The organism is Bacillus sp. SD127 (assembly GCF_058566445.1).
This window is the reverse complement of the sequence record NZ_CP191226.1, coordinates 3,358,932-3,374,055: the sequence shown is the minus strand read 5'-3', so window position 1 is coordinate 3,374,055 and position 15,124 is coordinate 3,358,932. Positions and strand designations below refer to the sequence as shown.

Genomic DNA, 15,124 nt, shown 5'->3' with positions numbered 1-15,124 from the left:
ACCGCATGTCTCCTTACGCTTATAGTCCTTTCAAGTTTCTTTCGAGTGTATGGAAGACAACTGCCAATAGACAAATTTATGCTTTCATCAAAATAATAATGAAATTGAAGATTCTGATAAGTTTATATTTACCAAGTTTAAATTTAACTGTATAATCATTTTGGTAAATACATGATTGAGGAGAAACGGAAAATGAAAAGATTACTTATTGCATCAACTATTTGTCTATCAATGGTTTTGTCTATTCTAGCAGCTCCGCCTTCAAGTGCAAAGGCGGAAACAGCACATAACCCTGTTGTTCTTGTTCATGGGATTAGCGGTGCATCATACAATTTTTTTGCTATTAAAAATTACTTAATCTCTCAGGGCTGGCAAAGCAATAAACTGTATGCAATTGATTTTTATGATAAAACAGGGAATAACCTAAATAACGGCCCGCAGCTTGCAGCATATATTGATCGCGTTTTAAAAGAAACAGGAGCTAAAAAAGTAGATATTGTGGCTCATAGTATGGGAGGAGCCAATACGCTGTATGCTATAAAATATTTAGGCGGGGGCAATAAGATTCAAAATGTTGTCACGCTCGGAGGGGCTAATGGTTTAGTGTCATCTGTTGCGCTGCCGGGTACAGATCCTAATCAAAAGATCCTCTATACATCGATCTACAGTCTGAATGATGAAATTGTCATCAATAGCTTGTCTCGATTACAAGGAGCCAGAAACATCCAACTGTATGGCATTGGACATATTGGATTGCTTTCTAATAGCCAAGTCAACGCCTATATCAAAGAAGGATTGAATGGCGGAGGATTAAATACGAACTGATGCTTCAAAGATATGCGGCTATGTTAAAACCTGCTGTTTGGTTACAGCAGGTTTTTTGTTTTCTGACAGGTTGAAAAGAGCAGAAAGTCAGAACGAACACGGACCTTTTTGTAAGTTCTAATACAGTTATTCAGCACTTCCCGAATGAACACTTCATTGCTGAAGCTTTTCGCAAATACGGGAGCCGCCACCTTCATAACAAATGGTCACTTCCGCAACGCCGGCTTTTTTGGTAATTTCACTCATGGATGCCGAGGCAAATCGCGGATTAGATTACTATCAAAAAGGCATTTTGTAATTTTGCGGAATCAAAAAAGTGAACAGGACACTGTTCCCGTGCGTCAAGCATAGCAGACCGGCTGTACGGGACAAATGGCTGAGGGCGGTATGCCAAAAAGTTATGGGTCTTTATGGGTCTTAGTCGTTCATGCATACTGAAAGATAAGAAATCAGGCACTTTTTTCAATTGAAGCAGGTGTGTTATGGTACAACCATCGATTTCTAAAAATTTGAAATAAAGGAGCGCTGTTATGCAAATCAAAGAAATTTTTGTGATCCGCTGCATTTCGTGCTTAAGTGTCGTTCTGCTCCATATCATTTCAATGGTCCTGATGCTTCAGGCGGAAGCACTTGCTGATATTTCTCACACGGTTGATTCTTTGCGTACACTCCTGATGTTCAGCACGCCTGCTTTCATTTTCATCTCTGAGTTTTTGCTGGCGCGTTCTTATCCTGACGGGGTGCCGGAGGGGTTTTTGAAGAAGAGAGGAAAAGTGATTTTTATTCCCTTTTTGTTTATCGCAGCCATTGATGCCTTGCTGATGGCCAGTGCAATGGGGGGAAAGCTGACTTTTCTGGCGTTTGTGCAGAAATATCTGGAAAACGTATTTTTAGGAAACTTTATCGGTTATTTCATTCTTGTCATCTTCCAATTTTATATCCTGCACATGCTCTTTCATGAGTATTTGAAAAAAGCATCGCCAAAATGGGTGCTGTCTGTTTCGTTTGTGGTGACAGCCGCTTATTTGGGCTATTTCTCAGCAGTCAGTCCGGCACCCGCTTCTGAACAAGGCGGTTCATTTCCGTTCTTCTGGGTTCCGTTTGCAGGCTGGCTTTTCTACTTTTGTCTCGCTTATTACTGCGGAAAAGAGTACAAGCGGTTTTTAGCGCTGCTGAATCAATACCGCTGGGTGGTATACGGCGCTGCGGTCGGGTCCGCCGCGTTGGTTGTGGCTGTTTCTTATTTCGGAGAGGTCGGCATGATCAGCTCAAAGCGGCCTGACATCATGCTTTATTCAACAAGTATGATTTTCCTGTGCTTTCACCTGTTTTCTAACATAAAGCAGGTGCCGAAAATCATTATGTTTATCAGTAACTATTCCTTTTCGATTTATCTGCTGCACGCTTATTTTATGATCATTGGCTATGTTTTGCTGTTAAATATGCCAGACATTCCCGCCGTGCCGGCCGTTCTCTTGCTGTTTGCCGTCTGCACAGCGGGCCCGATACTGACATCCTGGGCACTGAACAAGTTTAAATATGGATATTTGTTTGTAGGGAAAATCTATCAGCCGAAGAGGCGAAAAGTAAAAATGGAAGTGCGAGACCACGCAGGCTGAAAAATCACGGCAGGAGAAATGTTCCTGCCTTTTTTTACGCAAATTTATACATGAAAGAACAACTATTACACCATTTCCTTTAAAATAAAAGTGAATTTTCATATATGCCAATAAGCAGGATCAGCAGATGCCTGTTTATTGAAAGGAGAGCAAACCATGTCAACAGCCAATCTAAGCTATCCGATAGGAGAGTACAAACCTAGGAAATTCATATCAAACGAGCAGAAAGAAGAATGGATTCAAGTGCTGGAGGAAGTGCCGGTTAAGCTGAAGCAAGCCGTTGAGGGAATGACGGACAGCCAGCTTGATACACCATACCGAGACGGCGGATGGACCGTCCGGCAAGTTGTTCATCATCTGGCTGACAGTCATATGAACAGCTATATCCGTTTTAAATTAAGCTTGACAGAAGAGACGCCGGCCATCCGTCCGTATGATGAAAAAGCATGGTCGGAGCTTGAAGACTCCAAAACAGCGGAGCCGAGCGGTTCACTCGCGCTTTTGCAGGAGCTTCACGGAAGATGGACGGCTCTTCTCCGCACTCTGACGGATCAGCAATTTCAGCGCAGATTTTACCATCCCGATACAAAAGAGATCATTACCCTAGAGAACGCGCTGTATGTCTGGCACTCACATCACCATATCGCTCATATTACGGAGCTTTCCAAACGGATGGGGTGGTCTTAACGCTTTTGCCGGCGGAAAGCCGGGAGACTGATTGCTGCAATCACCAGCAGAGAAATCACAGCAGCCGCCGCATATAAATGATCATAGCCGCTGGCAACACTGGCATGAATGGCATCGCTTATCGCAGTTTTGACTTCAGGCACAGGAATGCGTTCGATCTGTTCTTGTAAAGAAGAAACATCTGAACTGTCGATCTCGGGAATCATCTGCATAGCCTTCCCTGACTGTCCGCTGTCCGATAAGCGGCTGCTGATTTCATCGCCGATTTGGTCAAACCCTGCTGTGATAAAACCTGCATAAAGAGTAGGCGCCAATGTCAGTCCGATTTGCCTTACTAATGAAAGCGTGCCGAGCGCCGTGCCCTTATTCGCTTTAGCTGCTTCTGATACAAGAACATTCAGCGGAGCGCCTAGCAGAAAGCCAAAACCGATGCCGGCCGCCACGCTTGCAATGACAAACTCCCATTTTTCCGTCACCCAAAGCGGAAATAAAGCAAATCCCGCACATGAAATAATTCCTGAAAGCACAACAGTTTTCACCGGTCCTTTTTTGTCGGTGAGCGCTCCGCCAAGCCAAGCGCCGATTCCGGAAGCTAAGGCAAGAGGTGTCATCCAATAGCCCGCTTTTGCGGCAGGAACGCCTAAATATTGCTCAACATATGATGGAATAAAAATAACCGCCGCCAAGAGGCCCCCGGATAATAAACCGATGATAAGCGTTCGCTGAAACATGTGATTCCGAAGTAAAGAATACGCCAGAATGGGATCGCCCCCGCGCATTTCCATCCGCTTCTCAAACCATACGAGCGCCGCAAAACAAAAAATACCGAAAACAATACATCCATAAACCTCAGGGTCTCCCAGGCTTTTTAAGAGATTTGCCCCGTCAAGGTTTGTCATGCCGTACATTACAGCCAAAATTGACAAGGACAGAAGAAAAATTCCGGCCGTGTCGAGACGTTTGGCCTCCGGCGCTTTGGTTTCCACAATAAAAAATGCACCGAAAACAACCAGCAGCACTGCAATCGGCAGGTTAATCAAAAACAGCCAATGCCATGACCCGGTCCAATCAAGCAGAAAGCTTCCAATATTGGGTCCGAGCACAGCAGCCATCCCGTTCATCGCCCCTAGCAAACCAAGGGCCTTCCCTTGCTTTTCCTTTGGAAGTGTAGCAAGGACGTGAGAACTTCCGATGATGAAAATCCCGCCGCCTCCAAGCGCCTGAATCAGCCGTGAGATAAGAAAAAGCGGAAAGCTTTGGCTTAAAGCGACAAGCAAAGAACCAAGCCCGAAAAGGCCGACTTCAATAAGAAACAGCTTTTTTCTGCCGTAGCGGTCGGAAAGCTTTCCGACGATCGGCACACTGACGCTGAGACCGAGCGTATAAAGCGTAATGCCCCATGAACCCCAAGACGGAGAAACGGCAAACGATTCGTTTATCGTGGTCAGCGCAGCGGAGATGATCCCGTTATCCAGCGCAGCCATAAACACACCGATGGTAAACAGGCTGATCGCCCACTTTTGGCTTTTTTGATCTGCCAATGCCTTATGCATATTCATCACTCCCTTTACTTCACTTGGAATATATTATTCATTTAAAATGAACTAAATGTCAAATAAAAAAAGTCTGCCTCCGCAGTTTGCGTGAGGACAGACTTCGCTGACATTATTCTTTTTTAGCCTGCTCCAGCGCTCTGGAAAGAATAGAAAGCCCTTTGGAAACAGCTTGCTTTTCATCAGGAGACAGTATCTCCAAGGAACGCTTCAATTTCATATGGCCCTTTTGATAAAGTCCGCGAAAAATATTTTTCGCATTCTCCGTTAAATGAACAACCACTGAACGGCGGTCCTCTTCAGAGTGTGATCGTTTAACAAAGCCGGACTTCTCAAGGCGGTCAAGCAGCCCGGTTGTATTTGACAGGGAAGCCCCCATTTTCTCTGCAATTTCACTGACCTTCAGCGTTCCGTGATTGTTTAAAAGCATGAGCACTTTCATTTGCGGCATGCTCATATCCAGCTTCATCCACTCAGATACATCACCGAGCCCGGCAGATGTTAAGACTTTCATATAAAGCACCCAGATTTCCCGTTCCTCAGATGAAAGAATATTTTCGTTTAATACTGTTGTATCATGTAAGTTATATTCCATTTGATCACTTCCTCGTCATTCGCTCCTCTTACCATATTACTCGATTTTAACCGCTGAAAGAAAGTCAGCATAAACCGCAGATGAGACTTTGTCCGAAAAATAGCGGTAGTGTATAATGAGTTGGAGATTATTGGGGAAAGAAATATCGAATTGTATATGATTGGAGAGACCATTGCTGATTAAAAAGAATGCTTTATCAATTTTAAAAATCGTTTTTCCTGTTGCTGTTTTACTATTTGTGTTTTATCAGTCGAAAAAAGAATTGACAAACCTGTCATTCAAACGAACGCTTATGGTAATCAACGGGCTGGAGCGGACCGACTTATTCATTCTTGTGCTCATCGGCCTGCTTGCTGTTGCGGCCATGTCACTATATGATTACGTTCTTAAATATTCGCTGCGCCTTTCGATCACAAACGGAAAGGTGTTCAGAGTATCCTGGATTGCCAATTCATTTAATAATGTCCTTGGCTTCGGCGGTTTAGCCGGTGTCGGGTTAAGAATGATGTTCTATAAGGAGCATACGAAAGACCATAAGGCGCTCGTGAAAGGAATCGCCTGGCTAACGTCATCTATGCTGCTCGGGCTATCTGTTTTCAGCATTTTCGTCGCAGCGCGGGTGCTGCCAGTGGATGAAGTGATCCATGAAAAGCCTTGGCTGTGGGCAGTCGTTATCGGTTTCGCGCTGATTTTGCCGTTATCCTTGGCGGTGGCCAAAATAAAAGGCCGCAAAGCCGGAGACGAAGAAAATGAGGATAAAGTGAAAAATCCGATTTTCGCTTATATCGGCGCTTCCGTTGCCGAATGGCTCATGGCTGGAGTCGTCATCTATTTTGCTTTGTTCGCCATGGGCATTCATGCTGATATCCGGTATGTGTTCGGAGTGTTCGTCATTGCGGCGATCGGCGGGATGATCAGCCTCGTGCCGGGCGGTTTCGGCTCGTTCGACCTTTTGTTTTTGCTCGGTATGGAGCAGCTTGGCTATCATCAGGAAGCCATTGTTACGTCAATCGTTTTGTACAGGCTCGCCTATTCATTTATTCCATTTGTTTTGGGGCTGTTCTTTGCTGCCGGCGACCTGACCGAAAATACAATGAAACGGCTCGAAACGAACCCGCGAATTGCACCGGCTATCGAAACGACAAACGTGCTGCTTGTCGTACAGCGGGCCATGTTAGTGAGGATTTTGCAGGGATCGCTTTCACTTATTGTGTTCGTAGCCGGTCTCATTGTCCTTGCGTCGGTGTCACTGCCGATTGATAGGCTGACAGTCATTCCGCACATTCCCCGTCCGGTCCTTTTGCTGTTCAACGGGCTGTCCTTAAGCTCAGCGCTCATTTTGCTGATATTGCCGATCGAGCTTTATAAACGGACAAAACGGTCCTATACAATGGCAATTACAGCGCTTGTCGGCGGATTTGTTTTCAGCTTTTTAAAAGGGCTCAATATCAGTGCAATATTCATATTGCCGATTATCATCGTCTTGCTTGTGCTGCTGAAAAAACAATTTGTCAGAGAACAGGCTTCCTATACGCTAGGGCAAATGATTTTCGCTGCTGCCCTGTTTACTGTGGCGCTGTTTAACTATAACCTTATCGCAAGCTTCATCTGGGATCGGATGAAAAAGGTGCTGCGCCACGAATATTTCGTCCACAGCACTTCCCATATTACACATGCGACCATCATGGCAGTCATCGCCGTTCCGCTGTTCTTCTTTATTTTTACAGTGGTGTACCATAAGAAAACCAAACCAATTGGGGAAAAAGCTGATCCAGAACGTCTTGCTGCGTTTCTCAATGAAAAAGGCGGCAACGCGCTGAGCCATCTCGGCTTTCTCGAAGATAAGCGGTTTTATTTTTCAAGTGACGGAAATGCCCTGCTTCTGTTTGGAAAAATCGCCAGACGGCTGGTCGTGCTCGGCGATCCGTCAGGCCAAAGAGAATCGTTCCCGCTCGTGCTGGAAGAATTTCTGAACGAAGCGCATCAAAAGGGTTTCAGCGTTTTGTTTTATCAAATTGAACGAGAGGACATGGCGCTGTACCACGATTTTGGGTATAACTTTTTTAAACTTGGCGAGGAAGCCTATGTGGACTTAAACACGTTTACCATATCAGGGAAGAAAAAAGCCGGCCTGCGGGCAATCAATAACCGGTTTGAACGGGAGGAATATACTTTCCATGTAGATCATCCTCCATTTTCAGAAGCGTTTTTAGAAGAGCTTAAACAAATCTCCGATGAATGGCTCGGCTCGAAAAAGGAGAAGGGCTTTTCGCTCGGGTTCTTTGACCCGTCATATTTACAGAAAGCGCCGATCGCCTATATGAAAAATGCCGAAGGGGACATTGTCGCTTTCGCCAATATCATGCCGATGTATCAGGAAGGCGAAATCTCGGTCGATCTGATGCGCTATCGCAGCGACGCCCCGAACGGTATTATGGATGCCTTGTTCATCCGCATGTTTTTATGGGCGAAGGAGGAGGGGTGCACGTCATTTAACATGGGCATGGCGCCCTTGGCCAATGTCGGCACGGCCTTTACATCCTTCTGGTCAGAGCGCTTCGCGGCTGTCATTTTTAATAATGTTCGGTACATGTACAGCTTCAGCGGGCTCCGAGCATTTAAAGAAAAATACAAACCCGAATGGCGCGGAAAATACTTGGCGTATCGGAAAAACAGATCTCTTTCTGTCACCATGTTCCTCGTCACGCGTCTGATCGGCAAAAGCAAAAAAGACTCCGTCTAAACAGACGGAGTTCTTTTTTTATTTAGACTTTAAGAAATACGTTTCAATATCGTCAAGCAGATAGTTTGCGGCTTTTATTCCGCCTGCGGTTGTCCACACGACATCATCGACCTCATGGGCGTTCCCTGATTTCACAGCCTTGAGGTTTTTCCATAGTGAACTGCTCGTCCACTGATTGGCCCATTTCTCATTATCTTTTGCATTATCGGCTTTATAAGTGAAATAAAAAAGCACATCGCCATCCATATCAGGAATGGATTCTTTGCTGTCTGTTGAGAACGTGAATTGGTCCTTTTGTTTCTTGAATAGCTCAACTTGCTTTTCAGGACGTTTAAAACCAAGCTGGTCTAAAATAATGCCAGAGAATGAATCCTTATAATAGATTCTTGACTCGCCGGACAGAAAGCGTACAACAGACACGGTTTTGTTTGTCTGATCGCCAAGCTTATCTTTCATATCGGCAACGCGCTTATCAAAATCGGCAATGACTTCTTTGCCTTTGTCCGCCTTATTCACCGCGTCGGCATAAAGAGTCAGGTTATCCTTCCAGTTCCCGGCTAAAGATTCAGCAAAAACCGTCGGCGCAATCGCATTTAACTGATCATAAATCTTTTCTTGGCGCACTTTATTTCCAATAATCAAATCAGGCTTTAATTCCGCGATGGCTTCCACATTCGGTTCAGTTTCTAGCCCGACGTTTTTAACACCTTTCATATCGTCTTTCAGGTAGTCATACCACGGGTCGCCCTTCCATGACTTCACGGCCCCGACAGGTTTAATGCCAAGCGCTAAAAGCGCCTCTGTTCCTTCATTTGTTAAGACGACAATCCGTTTTGGATGGGCTGGAATGTTGTCTGATGTACCCATCGCATGTTTAACCGTTCTTGTTTTGCTGCTTGACCCCTCGCTGTTACTTGAACTTTCTGAACTATTACAGGCAGAAAGCACCATAACGGCCATAAGTAATACAAATAGCATGCTGATATGCTTTTTCATCTTTTTCCTCCCAATATTGAAATTCATTATCATTTAGATCATAATAAGCAGTGGTGAGAGTGTCAATCATTAATTGAGGATGATTCTCAAAAACAATCAATTTACTGCAGTCATGATCAAGAATGTTACATAGTAAATCACTAGGAGAATTGGATGATGATCTTCAAAAAGGCTTATTCGAAATGGATTTTGTTATTATGTCTGCTTTTCGTTTTGCTGGCGGCTGTCTGCGCAAGTGTCATATACGGCTATACCGGTACGTCATGGGGACAGGTCTATCAAGCGTTTACATCTTTTAACGGATCAAATGAGCAAGTCATCATTAAAGACGTCAGGCTCCCGCGCGCCTTGGTTGCCACGGTCGTCGGCGCTTCCCTTGCGGCTGCCGGCGCTCTGATGCAGGCGCTGACAAAAAACCCGCTAGCATCACCAGGGATTTTCGGAATCAACGCAGGGGCCGGCTTTTTTATTGTTGCCGGATCATTTTTTCTGCATATTCAATCACCCCAAGCGCTTGTATGGAGCTCGTTTCTCGGTGCTTCCTTTACCGCCGCGATTGTCTATGCCGCAGGTTCGCTTGGAAGGGAAGGGCTCACGCCGATCAAATTGACGCTGGCTGGAGCAGCCATGGCGGCAATGTTTTCTTCGCTGACACAAGGCATGCTTTCCGTCAATGAACTCGAGCTGGCTCAGGTGCTATTTTGGCTGACGGGCTCTGTGCAGGGCAGGAGTCTCGATTTGCTGATGACAATGCTTCCATATGCCGCGGCGGCGCTTTTGATCAGCTGTTTCCTCGGCCGAAAAATTAATCTTCTTGTCATGGGAGAAGATGTTGCCAAAGGACTTGGTCAAAAAACGGGACTGCTGAAATTCGCTATGGCACTATGCATTGTCCTGCTTGCCGGTTCGGCTGTCGCCATTGCCGGGCCGATTTCCTTTATCGGCATCATCATCCCGCACTTTGCCCGCTTTATCATCGGCAATGATTATCGCTGGGTTCTGCCGTTTTCCGCTGTGTTGGGTGCGATTTTACTTGTTGCCGCGGACATCGGGGCACGATATATCATTATGCCTCAGGAAGTTCCTGTCGGGGTTATGACGGCGATTATCGGCATGCCAGTGTTTGTTTACATCGCAAGAAGGGGGGCGAATCTATGAAGCTTCGTTTTGGCATTACAGCGGCTGAAAAGAAAGCATGGATTGTCTTTTTTGTTTTACTCGGTTTAACAGCGGCTGTGTTCATCATAAGCGCCGGTCTCGGACAGCGGTTCATTCCTCCTTGGGATGTGGCCAAAACATTTTTCGGTGCAGGTTCAAAGCTCGATGAAATGATGGTGATGTCGTTCCGCATGCCAAGAATTTTGACAGCTGTATGCGCCGGCGTTTGCTTGGCTGCGGCAGGCGCAATTTTGCAGGGGCTGGTCAGAAACCCTCTCGCATCCCCGGATATTATCGGAATCACGGGCGGAGCGGCTGTGGCTGTGGTGCTTGTCATGATGTTCTTCTCAGACCGAAGCGATTCACTGACGATCAGTCTGTCATGGCTTCCGGCTGCCGCATTTATCGGGGCATCAGTTGTTGGACTTATCGTTTATTTACTCGCATACAAAAATGGCGCCTCCACGTTTCGGCTGGTGCTGATCGGAATCGGATTTTCAATGTCTGCACAAGCGATGACCACATTGCTCATGATCAAAGGACCGATCTACAGGGCGTCCCAAGCCAATGTATATATAACAGGTTCAGTCTACGGATCTAACTGGCAGCATGTAAAAATAGCCGTGTTGCTGTCTGTCATTCTCTTATTCATTTGTTTTATCTGTCTTAAAAATATGAATATACAGATGCTCGGTGAAGATATTGCGGCAGGCGCGGGAAGCTCCGTGCAAAGAAACCGGTTCTTCCTCCTGCTGCTGAGTACGGCTCTTACGGGCTGTGCGGTTTCGGTTGCCGGAACGATTGGTTTTGTCGGTCTGATGGCGCCGCACATCGCAAGGCGTCTCGTCGGCTCGTCTTACGGTGCGCTGCTCCCGGCATCTGCACTGATCGGGGCTCTGCTCGTATTAGGAGCAGACATCATCGGCAGAACCTTATTTGCCCCGGTCGAAGTTCCGGCAGGCGTTTTTACAGCGGCGATCGGCGCCCCCTATTTTATTTATTTGCTCTATAAAACAAGAAATTCCTGATTGTAAGAACCCATTTTCTCTGCAAAGAAAATGGGTTTTTGGTATTGACAGAAAATTCCCTCTAATATTTTGTTATACTGACAGAGACATTGATGTAGAAAGGATGGCAGGCGAATGAAAGCAGAGGTATTAAAATATGAAGCATTTACGGAAAATCCCGGCAAAGGAAACCCCGCGGGAGTGGTATTGCACGGGGACCATTATACAGAAGAAGAAATGCAGAGAATAGCTGAAATCGCAGGATATTCAGAAACCTCCTTTATTCGGAACAGCGAGGCGGCTGATCTTGAACTCCGTTACTTCACTCCTGGACACGAAATGAATTTATGCGGACATGCGACGGTCGCTTCCCTATACGCATTATGTGAAAAAGGAAGGCTGGAGATTGGTAAAACGTACAGCATCCAGACAAAAGCCGGTATCTTGCCAGCAAACATTTCTGAAAAAGAGGGGCGCATCCATATCACACTTGAACAGGCTGCTCCGAAATTCAAACCATTTACGGGCGACCGGGAAAGGCTCGCGGACGCATTGGGAATTACGGCGGAGGACTTTCATGAGGACCTTCCAATTGTTTTTGGCAGTACAGGCATATGGACTGCAATCGTTCCGCTCAAATCATTAGAAGCCTCTAAAAAAATGGTGCCGAATAACAAACAATTTCCGGATGTTCTAGTTGATCTGCCAAAAGCCTCAGTGCATCCGTTTACCTTTGAAACGATTCACTCTGACAGCGACCTGCACGGGCGCCACTTTTCGTCGCCGTATTCAGGAACAATAGAAGATCCCGTGACTGGCACAGCATCCGGTGTGATGGGAGCTTACATGCAGCAATACGGCCGGTCAGGGCAGCGTACATTCATCATTGAACAAGGACAGGAGATGGGGAAAGACGGAAGAGTGGAAATTGAAATAAATGGAGATAACGATCACCTCAAAGTGAACATGACAGGGACTGCCGTTTACTCAGAAACTCGGATTCTTGAAATCTAATATGGCTGACGGTTTACAAAAAGCTGCACTTTCCGTTATGATTATGATTGATAATCATTTTCAATTGGATAGAAAGGGTGAAGCGGTATGCCTCAAGCCGAACAGATAAATCAAGATTCAGCACTGCGGGATATCATACGCAGCAGAAGATCAATCCGTAAATTTAAACAAGATCCCGTACCTCCGGCTGTCATCCTTGACATGCTAGAAACGGCAAAATATGCGCCAAATCACAGAGTGACGGAGCCTTGGAGATTTATTTACGTTTCCAGTGAAACAGGAAAAGCAAGCTTGATTAAAACCTTTGCTTCATTTTCTAAAAAATCAAAGCCGGACATGACGGAAGAAAAACTCCAAAACTTCAAAAAGACACTCAGCCGTGTGCCGGGATTTCTGCTCGTTGTATTTAAGGAAGATGAGAACGAAAGAGCAAGAGATGATGATTTTGCGGCAACCAGCTCATTGATTCAAAACCTCCAGCTTCTTGCCTGGGAAAAAGGAATTGGCATGGTTTGGAAAAGCGGAAAGATCCTCTATGATAAAGACGTGCATCAAGCCTTCGGTTTACAGGATAACGAGCGCTTCGCCGCGATCATACAAACAGGCTATCCTGATGAAATGCCGGAAGTGAAAAAACGCACACCGATAAAGGAACGGTTCACCGAGCTGTAAAAAACCCCCTGTCTCAAGCAGAGACAAGGGGTTTTTCATTAACGTTTTTTGCTTTTCGCTCTGCTGTCGGCCGCTTTCGCGCGCTCCTGCGCTTTGCGGTCATCCGCATCAGCGAGTTCGCTTGAATATTCCTCGTAAACGCCGTCAGTTTCTCGTTTTAACGCATCGGGAACCTGAGGAAGTTTTTGTTTGTTTTTATCACGGTTTTTGTGGATATGATTTCTGCCCATATCAAATTCCCCCTAAAAAGTGATATCAAACAAACATAGTATCTGCTTTCTGGCGCTATGTATCCCTACTTCCGCTTAGCAGCTTTTTCCGCCTTTTTAAATTCACTCGAATAAAGAACTTCCTGCATTTTCTTCAGGTTGGCTCCTTGCTGGTGCTTCTCCCTCTTCTTTTCCATAAAAGGACCTCCTTCAACCATGTTATTCTTAAGGTTGACGCTTCCTTCCGTTTTTATACAGCCTTTTGGTCCGTCAGCAGCTGCGAGAGGGCGAATTCAAGGTCTGAATATGTAAAACGGAATCCGGACGTAATTGCTTTTTTAGGCAGAGCGCGCTGTCCTTTCACAATAAGCAGGCTCATTTCCCCCAATGCTTTTGATAAAAAGAATGCTGGAACGGGGAGCCAGTGGGGACGGTGTTTCACCCGTGCAATCGTTTTTCCGAACTGCTTCATTTCAACCGGATTAGGCGCTGTCACATTAACAGGACCTGAGATGCTGTCGTTTTCGATTGCATATACAATCAGCTGGGCGGCGTCATCCACGTGAATCCAGGACAGCCACTGATTGCCCGTCCCGATCGTTCCGCCGGCCAGCAGTTTATATGGCAGAACCATCAGCGGGAGAGCGCCTTTTTCTCCGAGCATCACGCCAAATCTCGCGTAAACCGTTCGAATGCCCATCATTTCTATATTTTGCCCTTCCCGTTCCCACATATGTGCAGTGTGGCTGAGAAAATCCTCGTCCGACGTGGGGGAGTCTTCTGTAAAGGTTTTTTCAAGGCTAGTGCCGTAAATGCCCACTGCACTGGCTTGAATAAGCGCCTTCGGTTTTTCCGCCTGTTTATGAATAAGCCGCCGTACTTCCCGGGTTGCATCGATCCGGCTGGAGAGAATTTGCTGCTTCGTTTTTTCGTTCCAGCGGCCAAAAATTGATTTTCCCGCAAGATTTACCCAAACATCAATATGAGGAAGTTCTTGTTCAGGCGCAGCTTCTTCAGTCAGCCATTGGACATAACTGATATTTTTTTGTTCAGTTTTTGGCGGGTTTCTTGATAAAATATAAACATGATGTCCCTGGCGGGTGAGGACGCCAGTCAGATGCGTACCGAGAAAACCCGTTCCGCCCGTCATTGCAATATTCATAAACATCTCTCCTCATCGTTCTGATAACTATACTTTACCTCATTTTGATCATAGAAAACGCGTTTGAGACCGGAGAAGGGAGATTAAGATGCCATTTATTACAAAGATTTCAGCGCAAAAAAAGAATACGGAACGCTTTAATATTTTTCTGGATGAAAAATATGCTTTCAGTGTTGACGCAGATGTGCTCGTGAAATTTGAGCTTAAAAAGGGAAAAGAGCTTGATGACCTCGAGATCATTGAGATTCAATACGGAGATGAAGTGAAAAAAGGCTTCAACCGTGCGATTGATTTTTTATCCTATCGAATGCGGTCAACGAAAGAGGTAGAAGACCATTTAAAGAAAAAAGATACCTCGGCGCCCGTCATTGCGGAAGTGATTCATAAGCTGAACGATTACAACTATTTAAATGACCAAGAGTTTGCGGCGGCCTACGTGAGCACTCACAAAAAAACAAACGGAAAAGGGCCTGACGTTTTGTTCAGAGAGCTGAAAGCGAAGGGGATTGATGACGACACCATCAAAGATACACTGAGTTCTTTCTCCTTTGAAGAACAGACGGAAAAAGCAGTTAAGCATATCGAAAAGCTTCTGAAGAAAGACAAGAAACTCTCTTCAAAAGAAATCAAACAGCGAGCACAGATGCAGCTGCAGCGCAAAGGCTTCTCATTTGATGTCATCTCTGCGGCGCTGGAGCAGATTGAATACGAAAATGATGAAGACACTGAAAAAGAAGCGCTGCGTCTTCATGCGGAAAAAGCGTTTAGAAAATACCGTTATGACGGCTCCTATGAAAGTGCCATGAAGGTCAAACAATTTTTATTCAGAAAAGGATTCTCACTCGATTTAATCGAGCAATTTCTGCAGGAAGAGGAGTAGCTGA

The 15,124-nt window shown here is 45.6% G+C and carries 15 protein-coding genes; 9 read left to right on the top strand and 6 right to left on the bottom strand.

What is annotated here, in order from left to right:
- Positions 1-192 precede the first annotated feature (192 nt).
- The 3 genes from estB (at position 193) to bstA (ending at position 3,131) form a co-directional block, all read left to right on the top strand.
- Positions 193-825 (top strand): esterase EstB, encoded by a 633-nt coding sequence (gene estB / locus ACQVGS_RS17690; RefSeq protein WP_106021597.1) that lies wholly within the window; start codon positions 193-195, stop codon positions 823-825.
- 530 nt (positions 826-1,355) lie between these two features.
- The gene (locus ACQVGS_RS17685) at positions 1,356-2,444 is read left to right on the top strand and encodes an acyltransferase family protein (protein ID WP_106021596.1); all 1,089 of its coding nucleotides are present in this window, start codon (positions 1,356-1,358) and stop codon (positions 2,442-2,444) included.
- Positions 2,445-2,600: 156 nt separating this feature from the next.
- Positions 2,601-3,131: a bacillithiol transferase BstA gene (gene bstA / locus ACQVGS_RS17680; protein ID WP_106021595.1), complete on the top strand. Its 531-nt coding sequence runs from the start codon at positions 2,601-2,603 to the stop codon at positions 3,129-3,131.
- On the opposite strand, the gene ACQVGS_RS17675 is transcribed toward bstA, so the two are convergent.
- Positions 3,128-4,684 carry an MFS transporter gene (locus ACQVGS_RS17675; protein WP_106021594.1) on the bottom strand — a complete coding sequence of 519 codons (1,557 nt, stop codon included), beginning with the start codon at positions 4,682-4,684 and terminating at the stop codon, positions 3,128-3,130. The genes bstA and ACQVGS_RS17675 overlap by 4 nt on opposite strands.
- A gap of 112 nt (positions 4,685-4,796) precedes the next feature.
- A complete protein-coding gene (locus tag ACQVGS_RS17670; protein ID WP_106021593.1) occupies positions 4,797-5,279 on the bottom strand; it encodes a MarR family transcriptional regulator in 483 nt (160 codons plus the stop codon).
- Positions 5,280-5,451: 172 nt separating this feature from the next.
- Between ACQVGS_RS17670 and mprF the strand changes: the two genes are divergently transcribed.
- Positions 5,452-8,022: a bifunctional lysylphosphatidylglycerol flippase/synthetase MprF gene (gene mprF / locus ACQVGS_RS17665; RefSeq protein WP_106021592.1), complete on the top strand. Its 2,571-nt coding sequence runs from the start codon at positions 5,452-5,454 to the stop codon at positions 8,020-8,022.
- Positions 8,023-8,040: 18 nt separating this feature from the next.
- Here the strand turns inward: mprF and ACQVGS_RS17660 are convergent, their stop codons facing one another.
- Positions 8,041-9,018 (bottom strand): ABC transporter substrate-binding protein, encoded by a 978-nt coding sequence (locus ACQVGS_RS17660; protein ID WP_024120640.1) that lies wholly within the window; start codon positions 9,016-9,018, stop codon positions 8,041-8,043.
- Between the two features lie 156 nt (positions 9,019-9,174).
- Here ACQVGS_RS17660 and ACQVGS_RS17655 point away from each other — a divergent pair, with 156 nt between their 5' ends.
- The 4 genes from ACQVGS_RS17655 (at position 9,175) to ACQVGS_RS17640 (ending at position 12,869) form a co-directional block, all read left to right on the top strand.
- A complete protein-coding gene (locus tag ACQVGS_RS17655; protein ID WP_095714809.1) occupies positions 9,175-10,176 on the top strand; it encodes a FecCD family ABC transporter permease in 1,002 nt (333 codons plus the stop codon).
- The gene (locus ACQVGS_RS17650; RefSeq protein ID WP_024120642.1) at positions 10,173-11,204 is read left to right on the top strand and encodes a FecCD family ABC transporter permease; all 1,032 of its coding nucleotides are present in this window, start codon (positions 10,173-10,175) and stop codon (positions 11,202-11,204) included. Before ACQVGS_RS17655 ends, ACQVGS_RS17650 begins: the two co-directional genes overlap by 4 nt.
- 114 nt (positions 11,205-11,318) lie before the next feature.
- Positions 11,319-12,197, top strand: a complete 879-nt coding sequence (locus tag ACQVGS_RS17645) for a PhzF family phenazine biosynthesis isomerase (protein WP_188323632.1) — start codon at positions 11,319-11,321, stop codon at positions 12,195-12,197.
- A gap of 87 nt (positions 12,198-12,284) precedes the next feature.
- Entirely contained in the window at positions 12,285-12,869 is a 585-nt protein-coding gene (locus tag ACQVGS_RS17640) for a nitroreductase family protein (protein ID WP_106021589.1), read from the top strand.
- Positions 12,870-12,907: 38 nt separating this feature from the next.
- Here ACQVGS_RS17640 and ACQVGS_RS17635 read toward each other — a convergent pair whose 3' ends face one another.
- From ACQVGS_RS17635 to ACQVGS_RS17625, 3 genes are all read right to left on the bottom strand, one after another.
- The gene (locus tag ACQVGS_RS17635) at positions 12,908-13,099 is read right to left on the bottom strand and encodes a YfhD family protein (protein ID WP_106021588.1); all 192 of its coding nucleotides are present in this window, start codon (positions 13,097-13,099) and stop codon (positions 12,908-12,910) included.
- Between the two features lie 65 nt (positions 13,100-13,164).
- Positions 13,165-13,275 (bottom strand): YfhE family protein, encoded by a 111-nt coding sequence (locus tag ACQVGS_RS17630; protein WP_010333447.1) that lies wholly within the window; start codon positions 13,273-13,275, stop codon positions 13,165-13,167.
- 53 nt (positions 13,276-13,328) lie between these two features.
- Positions 13,329-14,240, bottom strand: coding sequence for a TIGR01777 family oxidoreductase (locus ACQVGS_RS17625; protein ID WP_491830316.1), 912 nt, complete (start codon positions 14,238-14,240; stop codon positions 13,329-13,331).
- Between the two features lie 88 nt (positions 14,241-14,328).
- On the opposite strand from ACQVGS_RS17625, the gene recX reads away from it, so the two are divergent.
- Positions 14,329-15,120 carry a recombination regulator RecX gene (gene recX, locus ACQVGS_RS17620; RefSeq protein ID WP_024120647.1) on the top strand — a complete coding sequence of 264 codons (792 nt, stop codon included), beginning with the start codon at positions 14,329-14,331 and terminating at the stop codon, positions 15,118-15,120.
- The last annotated feature ends 4 nt before the right edge of the window (positions 15,121-15,124 follow it).

Excerpts from the sequence above, each read along its gene's own strand:
- estB (WP_106021597.1), top strand. The coding sequence starts at position 193 with ATGAAAAGATTACTTATTGCATCAACTATTTGTCTATCAATGGTTTTG.
- ACQVGS_RS17685 (WP_106021596.1), top strand. The coding sequence starts at position 1,356 with ATGCAAATCAAAGAAATTTTTGTGATCCGCTGCATTTCGTGCTTAAGT.
- bstA (WP_106021595.1), top strand. The coding sequence starts at position 2,601 with ATGTCAACAGCCAATCTAAGCTATCCGATAGGAGAGTACAAACCTAGG.
- ACQVGS_RS17675 (WP_106021594.1), bottom strand. The coding sequence starts at position 4,684 with ATGCATAAGGCATTGGCAGATCAAAAAAGCCAAAAGTGGGCGATCAGC.
- ACQVGS_RS17670 (WP_106021593.1), bottom strand. The coding sequence starts at position 5,279 with ATGGAATATAACTTACATGATACAACAGTATTAAACGAAAATATTCTT.
- ACQVGS_RS17660 (WP_024120640.1), bottom strand. The coding sequence starts at position 9,018 with ATGAAAAAGCATATCAGCATGCTATTTGTATTACTTATGGCCGTTATG.
- ACQVGS_RS17655 (WP_095714809.1), top strand. The coding sequence starts at position 9,175 with ATGATCTTCAAAAAGGCTTATTCGAAATGGATTTTGTTATTATGTCTG.
- ACQVGS_RS17650 (WP_024120642.1), top strand. The coding sequence starts at position 10,173 with ATGAAGCTTCGTTTTGGCATTACAGCGGCTGAAAAGAAAGCATGGATT.
- ACQVGS_RS17645 (WP_188323632.1), top strand. The coding sequence starts at position 11,319 with ATGAAAGCAGAGGTATTAAAATATGAAGCATTTACGGAAAATCCCGGC.
- ACQVGS_RS17640 (WP_106021589.1), top strand. The coding sequence starts at position 12,285 with ATGCCTCAAGCCGAACAGATAAATCAAGATTCAGCACTGCGGGATATC.
- ACQVGS_RS17635 (WP_106021588.1), bottom strand. The coding sequence starts at position 13,099 with ATGGGCAGAAATCATATCCACAAAAACCGTGATAAAAACAAACAAAAA.
- ACQVGS_RS17630 (WP_010333447.1), bottom strand. The coding sequence starts at position 13,275 with ATGGAAAAGAAGAGGGAGAAGCACCAGCAAGGAGCCAACCTGAAGAAA.
- ACQVGS_RS17625 (WP_491830316.1), bottom strand. The coding sequence starts at position 14,240 with ATGAATATTGCAATGACGGGCGGAACGGGTTTTCTCGGTACGCATCTG.
- recX (WP_024120647.1), top strand. The coding sequence starts at position 14,329 with ATGCCATTTATTACAAAGATTTCAGCGCAAAAAAAGAATACGGAACGC.